The 18,070-nt window shown below is 71.5% G+C and carries 16 protein-coding genes and 1 pseudogene; 7 read left to right on the top strand and 10 right to left on the bottom strand.

Features of this window, described 5'->3' with window-relative positions; genetic code table 11:
- The first annotated feature begins 71 nt into the window (after positions 1-71).
- Entirely contained in the window at positions 72-1,310 is a 1,239-nt protein-coding gene (locus ACIBF8_RS17905) for an ROK family protein (RefSeq protein WP_396784174.1), read from the top strand.
- 58 nt (positions 1,311-1,368) lie between these two features.
- On the opposite strand, the gene ACIBF8_RS17900 is transcribed toward ACIBF8_RS17905, so the two are convergent.
- On the bottom strand, positions 1,369-1,992 hold the full coding sequence (locus ACIBF8_RS17900; protein ID WP_396784172.1) for a MarR family winged helix-turn-helix transcriptional regulator: 624 nt from the start codon (positions 1,990-1,992) through the stop codon (positions 1,369-1,371).
- Positions 1,993-2,089: 97 nt separating this feature from the next.
- Between ACIBF8_RS17900 and ACIBF8_RS17895 the strand changes: the two genes are divergently transcribed.
- On the top strand, positions 2,090-3,220 hold the full coding sequence (locus ACIBF8_RS17895) for a PP2C family protein-serine/threonine phosphatase (protein ID WP_396784171.1): 1,131 nt from the start codon (positions 2,090-2,092) through the stop codon (positions 3,218-3,220).
- Between the two features lie 9 nt (positions 3,221-3,229).
- Here ACIBF8_RS17895 and ACIBF8_RS17890 read toward each other — a convergent pair whose 3' ends face one another.
- The 8 genes from ACIBF8_RS17890 to ACIBF8_RS17855 all read right to left on the bottom strand — a co-directional run bounded on the left by ACIBF8_RS17890 (position 3,230) and on the right by ACIBF8_RS17855 (position 12,174).
- On the bottom strand, positions 3,230-4,711 hold the full coding sequence (locus tag ACIBF8_RS17890; protein WP_396784170.1) for a sugar transferase: 1,482 nt from the start codon (positions 4,709-4,711) through the stop codon (positions 3,230-3,232).
- A 213-nt stretch (positions 4,712-4,924) separates the two neighbouring features.
- Positions 4,925-6,679: a substrate-binding domain-containing protein gene (locus ACIBF8_RS17885; RefSeq protein WP_396784169.1), complete on the bottom strand. Its 1,755-nt coding sequence runs from the start codon at positions 6,677-6,679 to the stop codon at positions 4,925-4,927.
- 157 nt (positions 6,680-6,836) lie between these two features.
- Entirely contained in the window at positions 6,837-7,874 is a 1,038-nt protein-coding gene (locus tag ACIBF8_RS17880; protein ID WP_396784167.1) for a lactonase family protein, read from the bottom strand.
- 88 nt (positions 7,875-7,962) lie between these two features.
- Positions 7,963-8,565 carry a GTP-binding protein gene (locus tag ACIBF8_RS17875; protein WP_396784166.1) on the bottom strand — a complete coding sequence of 201 codons (603 nt, stop codon included), beginning with the start codon at positions 8,563-8,565 and terminating at the stop codon, positions 7,963-7,965.
- Positions 8,546-8,938 (bottom strand): DUF742 domain-containing protein, encoded by a 393-nt coding sequence (locus tag ACIBF8_RS17870; protein WP_396784164.1) that lies wholly within the window; start codon positions 8,936-8,938, stop codon positions 8,546-8,548. Before ACIBF8_RS17870 ends, ACIBF8_RS17875 begins: the two co-directional genes overlap by 20 nt.
- Entirely contained in the window at positions 8,925-9,347 is a 423-nt protein-coding gene (locus ACIBF8_RS17865) for a roadblock/LC7 domain-containing protein (protein ID WP_396784162.1), read from the bottom strand. The genes ACIBF8_RS17870 and ACIBF8_RS17865 overlap by 14 nt, the downstream gene beginning before the upstream one ends.
- Positions 9,347-11,740 (bottom strand): nitrate- and nitrite sensing domain-containing protein, encoded by a 2,394-nt coding sequence (locus tag ACIBF8_RS17860; protein ID WP_396784161.1) that lies wholly within the window; start codon positions 11,738-11,740, stop codon positions 9,347-9,349. The genes ACIBF8_RS17865 and ACIBF8_RS17860 overlap by 1 nt, the downstream gene beginning before the upstream one ends.
- The gene (locus tag ACIBF8_RS17855; RefSeq protein WP_396784327.1) at positions 11,740-12,174 is read right to left on the bottom strand and encodes a hypothetical protein; all 435 of its coding nucleotides are present in this window, start codon (positions 12,172-12,174) and stop codon (positions 11,740-11,742) included. The genes ACIBF8_RS17860 and ACIBF8_RS17855 overlap by 1 nt, the downstream gene beginning before the upstream one ends.
- A 147-nt stretch (positions 12,175-12,321) precedes the next feature.
- Between ACIBF8_RS17855 and ACIBF8_RS17850 the strand changes: the two genes are divergently transcribed.
- The 4 genes from ACIBF8_RS17850 (at position 12,322) to ACIBF8_RS17835 (ending at position 14,724) form a co-directional block, all read left to right on the top strand.
- Positions 12,322-12,915 carry a hypothetical protein gene (locus ACIBF8_RS17850; RefSeq protein WP_396784160.1) on the top strand — a complete coding sequence of 198 codons (594 nt, stop codon included), beginning with the start codon at positions 12,322-12,324 and terminating at the stop codon, positions 12,913-12,915.
- 11 nt (positions 12,916-12,926) lie between these two features.
- Positions 12,927-13,901: a hypothetical protein gene (locus ACIBF8_RS17845; protein ID WP_396784158.1), complete on the top strand. Its 975-nt coding sequence runs from the start codon at positions 12,927-12,929 to the stop codon at positions 13,899-13,901.
- Between the two features lie 77 nt (positions 13,902-13,978).
- Complete coding sequence (locus ACIBF8_RS17840) at positions 13,979-14,254, top strand: hypothetical protein (protein WP_396784157.1); 276 nt, start codon at positions 13,979-13,981, stop codon at positions 14,252-14,254.
- An 83-nt stretch (positions 14,255-14,337) separates the two neighbouring features.
- The gene (locus ACIBF8_RS17835; RefSeq protein ID WP_396784156.1) at positions 14,338-14,724 is read left to right on the top strand and encodes a hypothetical protein; all 387 of its coding nucleotides are present in this window, start codon (positions 14,338-14,340) and stop codon (positions 14,722-14,724) included.
- A 122-nt stretch (positions 14,725-14,846) separates the two neighbouring features.
- Here the strand turns inward: ACIBF8_RS17835 and ACIBF8_RS17830 are convergent, their stop codons facing one another.
- On the bottom strand, positions 14,847-16,622 hold the full coding sequence (locus ACIBF8_RS17830) for a glycoside hydrolase family 6 protein (protein WP_396784154.1): 1,776 nt from the start codon (positions 16,620-16,622) through the stop codon (positions 14,847-14,849).
- Between the two features lie 841 nt (positions 16,623-17,463).
- Here ACIBF8_RS17830 and ACIBF8_RS17825 point away from each other — a divergent pair.
- Positions 17,464-18,070: pseudogene (locus tag ACIBF8_RS17825) on the top strand (hypothetical protein); the annotation flags it as partial.

The following is an 18,070-nucleotide window of genomic DNA, read 5'->3' as shown; positions in this document are numbered from 1 at the left end:
CTCCGGGGTGGTGTTGTCCGCTATTTGTTCAGCGATTGAATTATTTGCCCACCATATGGCACTGTCAAGGGGTGAGCCTCACCCACGCCCCGGCCGGCGCAGTCCGGCAGGGCAGTCTGCGCGAGCTCAACCTCGCCCTGGTCCTCGGCCGGATCGCCGCGGCCGACCGACCTCCGTCCCGGGCCGACCTGGCGACCGCGACCGGCCTCACCAGAGCCACCGTCTCCGCGGTGGTCGAGGACCTGCTCGGCGGTCGGTTGGTGAGTGAGTCCGAGCCGGCGCCACGCTCCGGCGCCGGCCGCCCGGCCCGTGGACTGGTGCTGGCCGACCAGGGGCCGGCCGGGCTCGGCCTGGAGGTCAACGTCGACTACCTGGCCGTCTGCGTGGTCGATCTGGCCGGTCAGGTGCGGCACCGCACGGTGCACCGGGCCGACCTGCGCCCGGTGGCGCCCGCCGACGCCCTGGCCCGGTTGGCCGAGATGGCCGCGGCGGCCCGGGACGAGGCTGCCCGGCACGACCTCACCCTGGTCGGGGCCGCGCTCGCGGTGCCCGGCCTGGTGGACGACAGCGGGCTGGTCCGGCTCGCGCCGAACCTCGGCTGGCGCGACGTGCCGGTGCCCGCGCTGCTCGCCGAGCACCCTCCGTTGATCGAGGAGGTACCGGGTGTCCCCGTGCTGACGGTGGACAACGAGGCCAACCTCGCCGCGCTTGGCGAGCTGCACGCCCGACCACCCGGCCCGTCCAGCTTCCTGCACATATCCGGAGAGGTCGGCATCGGTGCCGGCATCGTGCTGGACGGGGCGCTGTTTCGCGGCGTACGCGGGTGGAGCGGGGAAATCGGGCACCTCCCGGTCCACCCCGAGGGCCGCCCGTGCCGCTGCGGCGGGCAGGGTTGCCTGGAGCAGTACGCCGGCCAGGAGGCGATCGTGTCCGCCGCTGGGCTGGCCCGGGCGGAGCTTCCCGCGGACACGGCGACGGCACGGTTGGCCGAGTTGGCCGAGGCCGGCGACGCCGACGCGCTGCGGGCGCTGCACGACGCCGGGACGGCGCTCGGCGTCGCGGTGGCCGGCGTCGTCAACCTGCTCGACCTGGACACCGTGGTGCTCGGTGGCGGTTACGCGGCGCTGGCACCCTGGCTGTGCCCCCCGGTGCTCGCCGAGATCAGCAGCCGGGTGCTCACCGCCGCCTGGTCGCCGGTCACGGTTCGGCCGTCGACGCTCGGCGCGGAGGCCGCCGCCGTGGGTGCCGCCGGCTCGGTGGTTCGCCGGATCGTCGCCCAGCCGGCCGGATGGCTGGCTCGGCCCAGCTGATCACTGCCCCGCGCGATGGGCGTCCGGCGTGACCGACGGCGACGACCGGCCGGCTCGATCAGGCGGTACGGGCCACCGGCGGTTCGTCGGCCGGCCATTCTCGGGTGGTGCCGACCGATCGTTCCAGGCCCCCCGACGGGCCCGTCCACAGCGCGTGGGGCTGCCTTTCCGAATCCACCGACCAGTCCCTCGACCGCCCACCGGGCCGGTCCGGGTCGTCCGGCCAGTCACCCTGGTCCGTCGACTCAACCGGCGGCGGGTTCTGCGCCTGTTGGCGGCGGGCGACCTCGTCGAACTCCCGCATCCCGCGCAGCAGCGCGTCGCGGCCCTCCAGCGTCATCCCGGCCAGCACGGCGCCGAGTTGGGCCTGGCGGTCGGCCCGCAGCTCGGCGAGGAGCCGGCGGGCCTCCGGGGTGAGGTGCAGCGAGATCTCCCGCCGGTCGAAGCGGCCGGGCTCGCGCTCCAGCATGCCGGCGGCGACCAACCGGTCGCAGAGGCGGCTGGCGGAGCTGAGCAACATGTCGAGGCGGGTGGCGAGCCGACGCAGGTTGATCCCGTCGGACTGCTCCACCACCATCACCGCTCGTAACTGGGGCCCGGAGACGCGGTTGGCGGTCCCCTCCCGGGCAGACTCCCAAATGCCCAGCAGGGCAGCAGCCGCCGCGTCCAGCGCGGCAGCCATACTCGTCTCAGGGTCCGTCGGACGGTTCAGTTCGGCCATGGTGGCCCGAGACTACTCCGAACCTACTGGTGGTCGAGCTTTCAGCGAGGGAGTGACCATGAGCGAACCGGTCAATCAGGCACGACGTGCCCTGAACGAGGCACCAGCTGACCGGCTCGTTGGTCGTATCGGGGATGTCCTCGCCCGGTCGTACGGGATCACCGACGTCGAGCTCTACCAGGTCGACTACCGACTCGCGGAGCTGCTGCCACTCACCGACGGTGACTCGATCACCAGCCCCGGGCACCCGGCCTGGCGCGCCTTCGACCACCAGTCACCGATACTCACCGAGGGCACCGCCTGGTTCCCGGTGACGATGCGGGGCGAGCGCCGGGGGGTGCTGTGCCTGGCCCCCGTGCCGGACGACCGAGAGATGATCGCCGAGCTGACCGACATCGCCACCGCGCTCGCCCACGAGGTGGCGGCGGTCTCCGCCGGCACCGACGTCTATCGGGCCGCCCGCCGCACCCAACGCCTCACCCTGGCCGCCGAGATGCAGTGGGACCTGCTCCCCGGCCGCAGCCGGGTCCGCCCCTCGTTCAGCCTGGCCGGGCAGTTGGAGCCGGCGTACACGGTGCGCGGCGACAGCTTCGACTGGTCCGACGACGGGGAACGGCTCTGGTTGTCCACCATCAACGGCACCGGTGAGGGCGTGGCCGCCTCCCTGCTCACCTCGCTGGCCACCCACGCGCTGCGTAACGCGCGCCGGGCCGGACTGAGCCTGGCCGACCAGACCGCCCTCGCCGACCAGGCCATCTACGACCTGTACCGGGGCGAGCAGCACCTCTCCGCGTTGCTGATGGAGCTGGACCTGCGGTCCGGGATGATGACCGTGGTGGACGCCGGGTCGCCCCGACTGGTCCTGCTGCGCGACGGGGAGGTCACCGAGCAGCCCCTGGAGGCGCAGTTCCCGCTGGGCATGTTCGAGGCGACCGACTACCACGAGCAGAAGTTCCCGCTGGAGCGCGGTGACCGGCTCTTCGTGGTCAGCGACGGGGTGGTGGAGGCCACCGGGCAGCACACGCGCTACGGCGAGACGGCACTGGACCGGTTCTTGCGGCGGACCGGGCCGATGGCACCGCTGGACGCCGTCCGGTCGCTGATCGGTGACCTGCGCGCGTTCGTGGCCGGCGACCTGGTCGACGACGCGGTGGTCGTCTGCCTGGACTGGACCGGCCCGCAACCGTGACCGGCGAGGTCAGTACGCTCCGCGGCCGTTCAGCACCGCGCCGAAGGTCTTCCACAGGATGGTGAGGTCGGCGGCGAGGGACCAGTTCTCCACGTAGTAGAGATCGAGTCGGATGCCGTCCTCCCAGCTCAGGTCGGAGCGGCCACTGACCTGCCACAGGCCGGTCATGCCCGGCTTGACCAGCAGCCGCCGGGCCACGTCGCCGTCGTAGCGGGCCACCTCGGACGGCAGCGGCGGGCGGGGCCCGACCAGGCTCATCTGGCCCAGCAGCACGTTGACCAGCTGCGGCAGCTCGTCCAGCGACCACTTGCGCAGCAACCGGCCGACGCGGGTGACCCGGGGGTCCTGGCGCATCTTGAACATCAGCCCGTCGGTCTCGTTGCGGGCGGTCAACTCGGCGAGCATCGCGTCCGCGTTCACCACCATGGTGCGGAACTTGAACACGCCGAACTCCTGCCCGCCCCGACCGACGCGGACCTGCCGGAACAGCACCGGACCCCGGCTGTCCAGTTTGATGGCCAGGGCGATGAACGCGATGAGCGGCAGCAACACCGCCAGCGCCAGCGACGAGACGGACCGGTCGACGAGACCCTTCACCAACTTGCGGGCCCCGCGGAACTCGGGCGCCTCGACGTGGATCAGCGGCAGGCCGGCAACCGGACGGGTGTGGATCCGCGGGCCGGCGACGTCGGTCAGCGCGGGCGCCACCACCAGGTCGACGCCGGTGCCCTCCAACTGCCAGCCGAGGCGGCGCAGCCGGGCCGCGGTCAACTCACCGGAGGCGGTCACCGCGACCGTGTCCGCGCCGATCGCGGTGGCGGCCTCCGGGATGCCCCGGAACGACCCCACCACCGGCACGTCACCCAACCGTTGCGCCACCGGCGCGAGCAGCGCGTCCGGGATGCACGCGCCCACCACCTGATAGCCGGCGTACGGCTCGCGGCGCAGCGTGTGCACCAACTCCAACACGTGGGCGGTGTCGCCGACCACCAGCACCCTGCGGGACCAGCCGGCACCCAGCGAACGGGCCCGGTGCAGGCGCTTGCGGGCCGCGAACCGTGCCACCTCCAGCCCGACAGTGCCCACCGCGAAGGAGATGCCGAGGAAGCCACGGGAGACGCCGAGGTCGGCGATGTAGCCGGTGATGGCTATCGCCCCGGCCAGGCGCAGGCTGGCGGAGCTGACCCGCCGGTACTCGTCCGCCCCGTAGCCGATCACCCGGTCGTCGTAACAGCCGAGCGCCTTCAGCGAAATCAGCCAGGCCAGCACCATCCCGGGGGCCACCAGCACGTACGGGATCTCCGAGCCGATCGGCTCGTCGTCACCGAACCGGGCGACGTATCCGATGAGCAACGCGATGATGATGATGGTGGTGTCCAGCACCACCAGGACCCGGGTGTAGGCCCGTTCGTCGGCGCGGGCCACCAGCCCGGCGGGTCGGCCGTCCGGCTCCGCCGACACGGCGGGGGTCAACAGTGTCGCCGCGCTCACCGGCCCTCCCACTCTCTACAGGATGGCCCCGGCCGACGGGTCGGACCGGAGGCGGACCGACTATGCCGGAACAGTCGACATCCTGCCTCGACAACTATGACTGCCGATTACTTCCGACGTATTGCCGTCACTTTTCTTCAACCTGGTGGCCGAAAACGGGCCTGCCGCACCGGATCGACGGTACGGCAGGCCCATTGACATCTGAGCGTCGGATCAGCGCGGTGCCGGCGGACGCCGCGCGATGGCGCTGAGGAAGATGCTGCCGATCTCGTTCGGGTCCTTGGTGACGAACACGTCGCCACCGGTCACCTTGGTGACCGACTCCAGCTCCGCCTTACTGACGCCCTCGCCGATACCGATCATGATGACCTGGACGGGCCGCTCCGGGTCGGCGAGCTGCTTGAGCTTGGCGAGCAACTGCTGCTGGTTGAGGCCGTTGTCGTCCTCGTTCTTGCCATCGGTGAACAGCACGATCGAGTTGACCCGGCCGGGCTGCCAGTCCTCCTGCACCGCCTGGTACGCGGCCAAAATGGTGTCGTAGAGGCCGGTGTCGCCGCTGGACGGTTTGATGGTGGCGAGCGCCCCCTCCAGCTGGGCCCGCTGACTGGAGAGCGGCCCGATGGGAACCAGTTGTCGGTAGTCCCGATTGCCGACCAGCTTGGTGGAGAAGGTCCACAGGCCGATCGACCAGGAGTCGTCGAAGAGGCCGAGGCCGCGGCGCGCCGCGTCCACGGTCACCTCCTCCCGGCTGCGGTTGTTGGCGCTCGGCACCTGTTCCTTCATCGAGCCGGAGACGTCGATGACGGCCAGCATTCGACCGGACTGGGTGGCGATCGACCAGCTGGAGACGACCCGCTGGATGGCGGCCGGGTCCAGGCCGCCGGCCGCGGTGCCACCGTTCGCCGGTGCCGTCGGCGCGCCGCCGGACGGGCTCGGCGCACCCTGCGGCGCCTTGAAGCCCTCACCCCAGTTGCCGTCCGGCGCGCGCAGCGACTGCGCGGCCAGCCGGTTGCGGAAGGTGGGGCTGGTGAGCAGCTCGAACAGCACCCGGGCGGCCGACGCCTTGCTCGGCTCGATACCGGGCAGCACCGCGTACGGGTAGTCCAGCGGCATCGGCGCCGGCTCCATGTAGAGCGCGGCGAGCGGCACCGGCGGCTTCTTGCTGTTGTAGGCGATCACGTCTTCTTCGGACAGGGCCGCCGCGCCGAGCCCACTGGCGATGGAGGTCGCGTCGTTGGCCGTCGGGAAGCGGGCGAGCAGGTCGTTGCGGAGCGAGGAACGCCCGGTGGCCAGGGCGCGGAGCGCGCCGACGGTGCTGCGCTGGGCGTCGCCGCCGGCCGCGCTGGCGGCCGCGGTCAACGAGAGCAGGCCGGACAGGCCCGCCGCGTCGCGGGTCGGCTCGACGATCCCGGTACGCAGCGGAGTGCTGCTGTTGACCTGCTTGAGCAGGTCGGTCCAGTTGAACTTCTTGTCCGGCCAGCCCAGCCGGGTGGCGATTGGCTCGGGCATCGCGACGACGACCGGGCTACGCGCGATGGACGCGCCGTTGGTCGGCGCGAACGCGGTCGCGTCCTTCTTCAGCCGCAGCAGCCAGGTCGAGGAGTCCGGCACCCAGACGTCGGGGCTGACGGCGGTGCCACTGGCCTGCCCGACGCCGGCCAGTACAGCGCCGTGCTTGGCGGCCACCACGGCCGCCACGTCGACCGGGTCGGACGCGGAGACGTCGACACGGATGCAGGTCGGGCCCACCGCGGCGCCATCCTTGACCCACTGGGACGCGGCGGCGTCAACCGCCGGCGCGAGCTCGGAGGCGACCGCCACGGCGAGCCGGATCTCGCCCGAGCAGTTGGGCTGGATCAACTCCCGATAGCCGAACCACGCGCCCGTCGTGACGACGAGCACCCCCGCCGTCGCGGCGGCGGCTGCTAGGCGGAGTTTCGAACGCATGCGATGGCGGCCTGCTGACACGGTGACCATCTTGCGTACTAGGTGGCATCTCTGCCACATCCGTTCGGACTAAAGTTACGGAGGAGAAACAGTTGACCACCTTTTTGCAACAGAGGGTGACGCGGCAGCCCCGAGGCGTTGCCGGATCGGTGTCATCCTCACGTCTGCACCGCGGCTTTCAGCTCAGCACGCACGTCGGGCTCGGCACCGGCACCGGCTCGCCGACCGCCTCCGGGATGCCGGTGTCGGCGTCGCGCCGGAACACCCGCACCATGTCCGCCCGCTCGTCGGCGACGTAGAGGTGCTCCCCGATCAGCGCGAAGTGCCGGGGCCACTCGCCACCGGTGTCCACTTCGGCCACCAGCTCGGGCAGCTCCCCGGCCAGGGCGAAGACCGCCACGGTCCCCACGCCCCGATTGGCGACGTAGAGGAACCGACCGTCCGGGGCGACCGCGACCTCCGACGGCTGGACGTGACCGGCCCGCCCGCTCGCCTCCACCCGCCCGCGCTGGTGCAGCGCGCCGTCGTCGGTCAGCTGGTACGCGGTGACCGAGGCGTCCAGCTCACCGACGAGATAGCAGCGCCGTCCGTCCGGGTGACGGGCCAGGTGCCGGGGGCCGGCACCGGGCGTCGTATGGATCCGCGGTGCGCGCGGGACCAGTCGTCCACTCGCGTCATCCAGGTCGTACCGGTAGACCGAGTCGGTGCCGAGATCCACGGCGAAGATCGGCTCCCGGCCCCTACCCGGGGAGACCATGTGGGCGTGGGCGTGGTCCTGGCGCTCCGGATCCGGACCGTGCCCCTCGTGCACCACCAGGTCGGAACGCTCGCCGGGCACGCCCTGCGGGTCGAGCGGGAAGACCGCGACGCTGCCGCTGCCGTAGTTGGCCGCCAACAGGTGATCGCCACTGGGCAGCACCGCCAGGTGACAGGGCTCGGCCCCGCCGGTCGATCGGCTGCCGAGCGGATCCAACGCGCCGTCCGCCCCGACCCGCCAGGCGCTGATCTCCCCCTCCGCCAGCTCATTGACCGCGTAGAGCACCGGACGGGTGGGGTGCCGCGCCAGGAACGAGGGGGACGGGGTGACCGCCACCGTGCCGAGCGGGGTCAACGCCCCGGTACCCGGGTCGCGACGTGCCGCGACGATGCCGCTGCCCCGCCCACCGCTCTGCGCGGTGTAACCCCCGATGTGGACGACCTCGCCCTGACCGCTCACGTCCAACTCCTCCGCCGGCATCCTTCGTTGATCCAACCAGAGGCTGCCCGCGTTGCCCGCCCGTTAACCGGCTTTCCGGCCCCGGTTCTCAGGCCGCCGGCACCGGCTCGCCGCGCTGTCGGGCGACGTGCTCCACCAGAGAGATCAACACCATCTTCCCGGACTGCCGGTCCCGGGCGTCGCAGAGCACCATCGGCACGTCCGGGTCCAGGTCGAGCGCTCGGCGTACGGTCTCCAGGTTGAACCGCCGGGAGTCGTCGAAGCAGTTCACCCCCACCACGAACGGAATGCCACGCTGCTCGAAGTAGTCGATGGAGGGGAAACAGTCGGCCAGCCGCCGAGTGTCGGCGAGCACCACCGCCCCGAGCGCGCCGAAGGCCAGCTCGTCCCAGAGAAACCAGAACCGGTCCTGGCCCGGCGTGCCGAACAGGTAGACCTGCAGGTCGTCGTTGATGGTGATCCGGCCGAAGTCCATCGCCACCGTGGTGGTGGACTTGCCCTCCACGCCGGAGATGTCGTCGGTGCCGACCCCGGCACCGGTCAGCACCTCCTCGGTCTGCAGCGGACGGACCTCGCTCAGGGCGCTCACCAGCGTCGTCTTGCCGGCCCCGAAGCCTCCCGCAATGAGGATCTTCAGTGCCAGCGGGATGGTGGTGCTGGTGCCCACCTGGTCAAAGCGCACGGAGTCCACTGACCACCGCCTTGAGGATGTCGTCGTCGGGAAGGATGCCGGCGGCCGGGGGCTCGTGCACCGCGACCAGGCCCTCGGCGAGAAGATCACCGAGCAGTACCCGGACCACGCCGACCGCGAGGTCCAGTTCGGCTGCCAACTCGGCCACCGACACCGGCCGGCGGGCCAACCCGACCAGCCGTCGATGCTCCGGCAGCAGGTGCGGGTGGCTCGCCGCGTCGACGTCCGAACCGGCCAGCACGAACGCGACCAGGTTGAAATCGTCGACGGCGGAGCGTACCCGGCCGCCGGTGAGCGTGTACGGGCGCACTACCGGGCCGGCCTCGCTGTCCAGCCACTCGTGCTGCGGCCCGGGCGGCTCAGTCCGCGTCACCGGTGCCCGCTGTCGATCGGGCCGGCGCGGCGAGGTTCTCCCCCACCCGGATCACCAGCATCGCCATCTCGTACGCGACCAGCCCGATGTCCGCGTCGGCGTCGCTCACCACCGCCAGGCAGGCACCCTGTCCGGCGGCGGTGACGAAGAGGTACGCCGATTCCATCTCCACCACGGTCTGCCGGACCGGGCCGCCGTCCACGTGCCGGCTGGCGCCCCGGGCGAGGCTGGAGAAGCCGGCGGCGAGCGCGCAGAGGTGCTCGGCGTCGGCGCGCTCCAACGCCGCCGAACTGCCGAGCAGCAGGCCGTCGGCGGAGAGCACCACCGCTTCCCGGGCGGCCGGTACGCGTTGCACCAGCTCGTCGAGCAACCAGTCGAGGCTGGCGCTCTGCTTGGTCGAATGCCGCACTAGGCGTCCCTTCCAGTCGCGGTCGGAGTCTCGGGGGTCGTCGGCGGGTCGGTGGAGGTCGCCGGAACCGCCGGACCGGTTGGCGCCGCCGAGCCCGCCGCTGGCGCGGGGGCGGTCGGGGTGATGACGGTGGCGCGTCCACGTGCCGTGCCGGCCTGAAGCGCCGCCATCACCCGGCGTACCTCCTCCGGAGAGCGAGGCGACGGCATGTCGGTGACGGTCGACCGGGGATGGGCGGTGGGGGTACGGCGTCGCACCCGGCGAGGCAGGCCATCGAGCTCGTCGGCCGGCTCGTCGGGGGTCGCCGACTCATCGTCGCGCCCATTGCCGGGCGAGCTGGCCGAGGTTGGTGCTCCGGTGGGTGGGGCGGGCGGGGCCGGGCTGGCGGACGGGGCCGCCGATGGACGGGTCCGGGAGCGGGTCACCGCGCCCCGGCGCGCCGTTCGAGCCAGCCGGCGGCCCGGGTCGGCCGACGCGGCACCGAGCGTGGCCGGGTCGGGCCCGGCCGGCGGCTCACTGGTGACCAGGTCGGTGGGGACCAGCACCACGGCGGTCACTCCACTCTCGCCGGCGGGGCGCAACCGCACCCGTACGCCGTGCCGGGCCGCCAGCCGGGCCACCACGAAGAGGCCAAGTCGGGCGCTCTGCGCCGGATCGAACTCGGGTGAGCTGGCCAGCCGGGTGTTGGCGGTCTCCAGCGCCGCGGCGGACATGCCCAGCCCCTGGTCGGTGATCTCCAGGGCGTACCCGTTGGCCACCTGCGTTCCGGTGACGGTGACCCGGGTGTCCGGCGGGGAGAAGGCGGTGGCGTTCTCGACCAGCTCGGCGAGCAGGTGGATGACGTCGCCAACCGCTCGCCCCAGCACGCCGGCCGGCTGCACGGCGGTGACGTCCACCCGCTCGTACGCCTCGACCTCGGAGATCGCGCCGCGGATCAGGTCGACCATCGCGACCGGGTTTCGCCAGCCCCGGCCGGGTGCGGAGCCGGCGAGGATGACCAGGTCCTCGGCGTGCCGGCGGAGCCGGGTGGCCAGGTGGTCGACCTGGAACAGCTCGGCCAGCTCGTCCGGGTCCTCACTGCGTCGCTCCATCCGGTCCAGCAGGTGCAGCTGGCGATGCACCAGGCTCTGACTCCGTCGGGCGATGTTGAGGAAGACCTCGTTGAGCCCGCGTCGCAGGGTCACCTCGTCCACCGCGGCCTGCACGGCGGTGCGCTGCACCTCGGTGAAGGCCCGGCCGACCTCGCCGATCTCGTCGTGGCCGTACTCCAGCGGCGGCGCCTCTCGGGCGACGTCGACCTGCTCGCCACGGCGCAGCCGGGTCACCACGTCGGGCAGCCGGTGCTCGGCCAACTCCAGTGCGGCGGTGCGAACGCCGCTGAGCCGGCGGACCAGGGTGCGGCCGACCCGCAGCGCCACCAGCACCGAAACCACCACGGCGACCAGCCCGAGCACGCCGGCGGCGGCCAGCCGCACCAGGATGCGGACCGCCATCGGCACCGAACGGTCGGTGAGGGCATCGGCCTCGGACAGCTCGAAGTCACGCAACTGCTGCTGCACGGCGTCGTAACTGGCCTGCCACGACGCCGCGTCCACCGGTGGCCGACCGGACCTGTTGGCCCCGATCAGCGCCTCCTGCATGGCGCGCAGGCTGGTGAACGCCTCGTTCTCGGTCAACCGCTGGTAGGCGACGCGCCCGGCCTCGGGCAGGTCGGCCACCGCGCTCTCGGTGAGCCACCGCTGGTTGCCGATGGCCTGGACGAGCTGGGCGTGCTCTCCCTGGGCGAACCGGCCGGCGGTCAGCACGCCCGCCAGCATGGCGTCGGTCTGGCCGAGCAGTTCCCGGGAGCGGCCCAACGCGGTGAGTGCCAGTGCCTGCCGGTTGATGGCGGGATCGCTCAGGGTTGCCATCCCGGCGAACGCCTGGAAGGCCGCGGAGACCATGCCGCTGTACAGGCCGATCGCGCCGGCCCGGTCCATCATCCGGTCGTCGATGAACTCCCGGCCGGTCGGCAGCGCCGCCACGGCGGTGAGCAGCCGGTCGACCCGGTCCTCCAACAGGTCGTCGGCGGCATCGCGCAGCGCCTCGCCGTCGACCCGACGACGCAGCTCGGCGATCGCCCGATCGGTGCGTTGCCGCTGCTCGTCCAGGGCCGGCAGCTCGGTGGCGCTGGCCAGCTGCACCACCGAGAGTCGGCGTTCCCGTTGCAGCTCGGTGACCACGGCCTCGCCGGGGCGACCCAGGTCGTAGAGCAGGGTGCGGGCGGAGAGCAGGTTCAGAGCGGGACCGAAGGTCAGTGTGGTCGCAAAGATCCACAGCGCCAGGAGCGCGGTCACCGGGGCGACGACCAACGCGGTCAGCTTCGAGCGGATCGGCCAGTCGCGGGTTCTCATCAGACCTCGCCCGTACAGGGGTGGCAGGAGGGGCGCCGGCACCGCCGGGCAACGCGCCGGCCGGCTGCGCGCCCGGCCGTTCGCCGGGCACCGGCGCGGGCGCCTTGGGCAGGATACGTAATCGAGGGCCGTTGCACTACCGCCCGTCGCGCCGACATCGACGCTCCGGGATCTGCCGGAGGGGAGACGGCGAACGCCCCGTCGGCGGACCGGCGGGGTCGCGGGTGGCTTCGGAGGAGTCCCGGCCGCCGATGACCGTGGAGAAGCGCAGGCTCACCGGCGTCTTTCCGCCCTTGACCTGGACCAGCTGGCCCGGGTGTAGGTCGCGGCCGGCTCGTCGCCGATGGTCCCGTACGCCTCGAACTCACCTGTGCGACGAAACCACGCGCTTGCACGACTCGCTCCGGGATCCGCTCCCGGTCGAAATGGCTGATCTTTCCAGAAAGTGGTATTTCTCCAGCGTGGCGGGGCCGCGCGAGCCAACCGTCCGCTGCTGCTGGTCTCCCTCATCAGGAAAGTGCCTCGGATCGGGATTGGCGATCACTACGCGGAGGGAATACCAGGAGACGAAGGAGGAGCCCATGTCGCCCACGCAGGTAATCGTCATCGTGCTCGTCGTGCTGGTGATCGTCGCGGTGCTGGCCCTGGCCGCCCGCTCGCTCAGCCGCCGTCGCGCGCTGCGCAACCGGTTCGGGCCGGAGTACGACCGGGTGGTGGCGGAGCAGGACAGCAGGTCCGCCGCGGAGCGCGAGCTGCGCGACCGGGAACGCCGGCATGCCGAGCTCACGCTCACCCCACTCAGCCCGCAGTCCCGGGCCCGATACAGCGCCGCCTGGGAGGAACTCCAGGTCCGCTTCATCGACTCCCCCGGCGAGACCGTGGGTGACGCGGACGAACTGGTTACCCGGCTCATCGAGGAGCAGGGCTACCCGACCGGTGACTTCTCCGACCAGATCGCCCATCTCTCCGTCGAGCACGCCCGCACGCTGACCAACTACCGGGACGCACACGAGATCTACCTGCGCAACTCCCGGGGCGAGGCCAGCACCGAGGAGCTGCGACAGGCGGTCGTGCACTACCGCGCACTCTTCGCCGACCTCCTCGGCGAGAAGCCGGTCGGCAACCGTACGCCCGAACAGCGCCACCACCCGGACCACGACGCCACGAGCCGCTGAGGAGGCCACCGATGCGCCAGGAAGAGCAGCAGGTGAGCAACGACCACCCGGAGGCCGTCCGGTCCGCACCGGTGCCGGTACCGCCGGCCGACGACCGGGCCGGCCGCTCCGACGTACCCGAGGACGCTCTCGACGATCGGGGCACCTTCGACGACCAGGCCGCCGCCCACGAGCGAACCGACGACACCGACCCGCGCCACCGGCGCGACGACCGGTCCACCGACGAGGGCGGATTCAACGAGCCGGGGCCGCTGCCGACGACGTTCGGCGCCACCACGGTCGCCGACGCGGTGGCCGCCTCCGCGCTGGCCAGCCCACGGCCGCAGGATCAGCCGGACCCCCGGGCCGAACGGACCGCCCAGCCGGGCGACGGCGCCGAGGACGGCGAGCGGGAAGGCCTACGCGCCGACCCCACCGCCGAGCTGCACCGCCGCGACACGGACGTCGACGACCGCACCGACCTCGACGACCGCACCGACGCGGACACCTCCACGCGGACCGTCGTTCCGCCGGGAAGTACAGACGGCGGCCCCGAGCGGCGCAGCGATCTGACCAGCGATCGGGACATCGCCCCGGCGGGCGCGGTCGGCTACGGCAGCGCGACACCGGAGATGGTCGACCCGGACGCGGACGGCGAGCCGGTCCCCGGTGACGACACCAGCCCGACGCTGGAGTCCGCCGGAACATCCCGACCCGCTGGGTCGACCGTCGCGGCCGAGCCGGCCACACTCCTCGACACGGACACCGCGCAGGGCTTCCGGGACCGCTGGCGCGATGTGCAGCTGCGTTTCGTCGACGACCCGAAGGCGGCGGCCGGCGAGGCGCAGTCGCTGGTGGAGGAGGCCATCCAGGCGCTCTCCTCGGCGCTGGCCGCGCAGAAGAGCACGCTCGGCGGCTGGCAGGACGCCGGCTCGGCCGACACCGAGCAACTGCGGATGGCGGTCCGCAACTACCGGGACTTCCTGGACCGCGTACTGGGTCGCTGAATCGCCCACGGATACGAGGGCGCCCCGGCCGGTCGGGCGGGGCGCATTCGTGCGACGTCCAGCCGGCACAGGACCCGTTGATCGACGAGGCGCAGGCGGAGCAGCGGCGTTCTGCCGCGGCCCGGCTGTTTGACATCCGCCGGGTGATCGGTGGTCTCTTCGTCGCGTACGGGATCATCGTGACGCTGATCGGCATCTTCGACAGCCGGGCCGAGATCGACAAGGCCGAAGGGGTACGGATCAACCTCTGGGCCGGGCTGGCGATGCTCGTGTTCGGCCTGCTCATGCTGCTCTGGCAGTGGTTGCGCCCGGCGGAACCGCCGGCACCGAACGAGCAGCAGCCCGGCAGTTGACCGCCGTGCCGCGCGGCATGAGCGCGGCACGAGGGGGTACGCGAGGGAATCCAGGCACCGTGTCGGACACAGGAGGCAGCACCATGACCGATCGCGATCGCCAACCGCCGTTGGAGGACAGCCCCGAGGTGGCCTCGGCGGTGGATGATGACACCACCGTGCCGCAGCTGCGGACCGGCGGAGGCCCCGACCGGGACACGCCGGGCTTCGCCGAGCCCCGCAGCCGACCGGACGATCTCGCGCCGGACACCGACGATCTGATCGGCGACCCGTACGCTGCCGGCTCCGGGGCCACCGGGACGGGCACCGGCGCCGGCGGGGACAACATCCGCACCGGGGGCGAGCAACCCTGGGAACCGGAGGACCTGGTGATGGCCCGCGGCCAGGACCTCACACCGGAGAACCTGGACAAGGCCCGCCGGGACCTGGCCGAGCAGGGCCGAGCGGCGATCGAACGCACCGTGCCCTGATCGAGGCACAAAGGGGGGTCCCCGGCTCGACCGTCGACGGTCGAGCCGGGGACCCGGGGGGAACCTGCTGCCGGCAGTGCCTCACCAACCACTGGCAGCGGGTTGGTGCGTGAGCTACCCGATCAGAGCGCCGGGTAGGCGTTGCGCATGAGCTCCTGGAACTGGGCGGAGAACCACGCACCGGAGATCGGTGCGTCGGCCAGGGCGCCCGACGGGTTGTTGCCGTTGCGGGCGTTGCCGCCGTACGTCGGGTCGCACATCCGGTCGAAGCCCTTGCCCTCGTTGTTCGGGATCTCCTTGCTGGAGCCGTCCGACTCACCCGGCGGCTTCACCCAGACGTAGGCGTCGATGCCCGGCTCCGGGTTGGCCCGCGGCCGCTCGCCGAGGCCGGCGCCGGCCTGGTTGCACCAGTTGCCGAGGTGGAGGCGTCGGTCGATGCGACCCCCGTTGACGTACGTGTCGACGCTGGTCGTGGCGCCCGGCCCGGTGGGCCGCGCGGAGCCGCCCCAACCGTTGCGGGAGGTGTCGATCAGCATGCCGATGTTGGAGTTGAAGCCGACCGAGACCAGCTTGTCGCGGAACGCCTGAGCGAAGGAGAGCTCGTCGACGTAGTAGTTCCAGTCGACCCACTTGGACTGCCGCACCGTCTGGCCGTTCACGTTGTCGGTGACCTTGAAGTACGGCTCGCGCAGCGCCGAGTAGTTCGCCGTGTTGACGATGAACCCGTGCACGTTGTTGACCGTGCTGCCGGAGGCGACGGCGGCGGTCTTCAGGATGTCGGCGGTCGGGCCGAAGTTGGTGTCCCAGCCCAGCCAGCCGTGGTGACCGGCGTCGACGTAGTTGTAGACGTTGCCGATAGCGCCCAGCTTGGCGAGGGCGTAGCCGACACCGTTGACGTAAGCGCCGTTGGCCTTGACCGTGTCGCACATCACCGTACCGCCGGCCTGTCCGGAGGTGTTGGTCACCAGGTTCGGCAGCGAGTCGATCTCGATGACGTTGATGATCCGCAGGCTGCGGTACTTGGCATCGCTCTGGATCGCGGCGATCGGGTCGATGTACTGGGCCTTGTACTTGGGCAGCTCGTCCGGGCCCAGCTCACCGTTGGAGGCGAGCGCGGAGCAGTCCCGGCCGGGCAGGTTGTAGATCACGAACTGGATGTAACCGGCGCCCTGGCGCAGCGCCTCGTCCAGGTGGTCCCGCACCCCGAAGGCGCCGTTTGAGCTGCTGTTCGGCGTGCCGTTGATCGCGGCGATCCGGTCCAGCCAGACGGCGGTGGGGTTGTTGGAGACCCGGCTTCCGCCGGCCTCGGCGTCCGCCTTGGCCTTCCACTCCGGGTTCACGTAACCGCGCACCCCGGCGTACGGGTTGTCGACCTTGGTGCCGGGCGGAGGTGTGGTCGGCGGGGGCGTGGTGGGCGGGGGCGTGGTGGGCGGGGGCGTGGTCGGCGGGGGCGTGGTCGGCGGGGTGGTGCCACCGTTGCAGACCACGCCGTTCAGGGTGAACGAGGTCGGCTTGGGGTTGCTGCCGCTCCACGCGCCGTTGAAGCCGATGCTCGTCGACGCGCCGGTGGCCAGGGTGCCGTTGTAGGACAGGCTCCGGGCGGTGACCTGGCTGCCGGACTGGGTGAACTCGGCCGACCAGCCCTGCTGCACGCGCTGGCCGGAGTTGGGGAAGGTCCAGCCCAGCGTCCAGCCGTTGAGCGGGTCGCCGACGTTCTTGATGGTGATGCTCGCGGTGAAGCCGCCGGGCCAGTCGTTGCTCGTGTAAGCGATGTCGCACTGCGTCGCGGCCTGCGCCGCGGTAACCGGAATCGTTACGAGCCCACCGGCGACCAGGGCACCCGCGCCGGCGAGCGCGAGGGCCCGGCGTGGGCCGGTTAGCCTTCTCCACACATTCATGCCACTGATCTCCTTGGGCGAGACCGAGCCCAGGTACGGCCCGGCGGGACGGCCCGGTGGGCGTCCTACACGGACGGCCGCCGGCGCCAACGGGATTTTTTGGGGGGCGCCCGACCCGGACGGGCGATGGTGGTGGTGGTGCCCGGCCCATGCGTCGGCCGGTCGATCGGCGGCGGGACGTCGCCCGGTGAACCGGGTGCCCTCGACTGCCCTGCCTGCGCGGTGTGGCTCGCTGAACCGCGTTCGCCGATTCTTGCATGGGAGCGCTTCCATGGCAATGGCTCGATGCGTTGCCCGGGGCCGGCTCGGCACCACATCGGTATCCGGCCCCTCCAGCACGGTTTCGGTGCCCCGACCGGGAAGAGCACGCGTCGACCGGACCGACCCCGCTCAGCACGCCGCGCAAACCCACCGCAGCGCACGGGTGGCGTGCTCGACTCGGGTTCACGGAAACCGCGCCGTCCCGTTAGGGGGATACCCCGAAATTACGGAAGCCGTGTCGATCACACCCGGCTGTGCGATCCGCGCGGTCTGGTGCGGTTCGCTCTCCGGTTTCGGACGGATACCCCCGAGTAGACCCGAGCGGTCCGCCACCGTCATTACCGGATGACCCACGCGGGTCCGCACGGCGAGCACCGAACACGATTCGCCGCCCAGGACGCCGCGGGCCGCTCGACACGGCGCTCAGTGCGGCGAAAGCCGCGTAGCACCCCTTCACCTCTTACGTGGATCAAAGGTCAAAACGCGAATCTTTCACTTCATAAGTCATGAAAAGGTCTAACGTCGGTCTTAGCTCGGTTGTCGCCGAGCTCAGGACAACAGGGATGGAGTGACGCAGGTCATGGCTAAGAAGATGCTCGGGAAGGTCGTTGCGGGCGCCGCGCTCGGCGGCGCGTCGCTCCTGGTGTTCGCACCGGGGATCGCGTTCGCCGACGGCCACGACGACGGCAAGGTCTACGCCAAGCCGCACGTCGTCAAGGCTGGCGACAAGGTCAAGCTCCTCGAGATCTGCCCGGATCGGCAGGAGCACGCGTACGTGTGGTCCAAGGTCACCGGCAAGGTCAAGCTCAAGCCGGCGCACGAAGACCGGGGCGAGGACCGCGAGTGGCGTGAGGAGGAGGACTCCTCCGACCACGACAAGGGCAAGGACGAGCACGGCAAGGACGACAAGGGCAAGGACGACAAGGGCAAGGACCACGAGGGCAAGGACGACAAGGGCAAGGACGACAAGGGCAAGGACGACAAGGGCAAGGACGACAAGGGCAAGGACGAGAACAAGGGTGGCCAGGGCGGCGGCGCTGCCGCCGACGCCTACGGCGACGAGGGCAGCAAGGACTGGAAGGGCGAGGAGCACGGCCAGGACGCCGAAAACAGCCGTGACAAGAAGGACTGGGACTCCAAGGACGAACACAAGAAGGACTGGGAGTCCAAGGACGAGCACGGCTCGG

Origin of the sequence: Micromonospora sp. NPDC050276 (assembly GCF_044459545.1) — a bacterium.
In the GTDB taxonomy this organism is placed as follows: Bacteria; Actinomycetota; Actinomycetes; order Mycobacteriales; family Micromonosporaceae; genus Micromonospora.
Note: the sequence above shows the minus strand (reverse complement) of the source record. Positions and strands in the feature narration are given on the sequence as shown.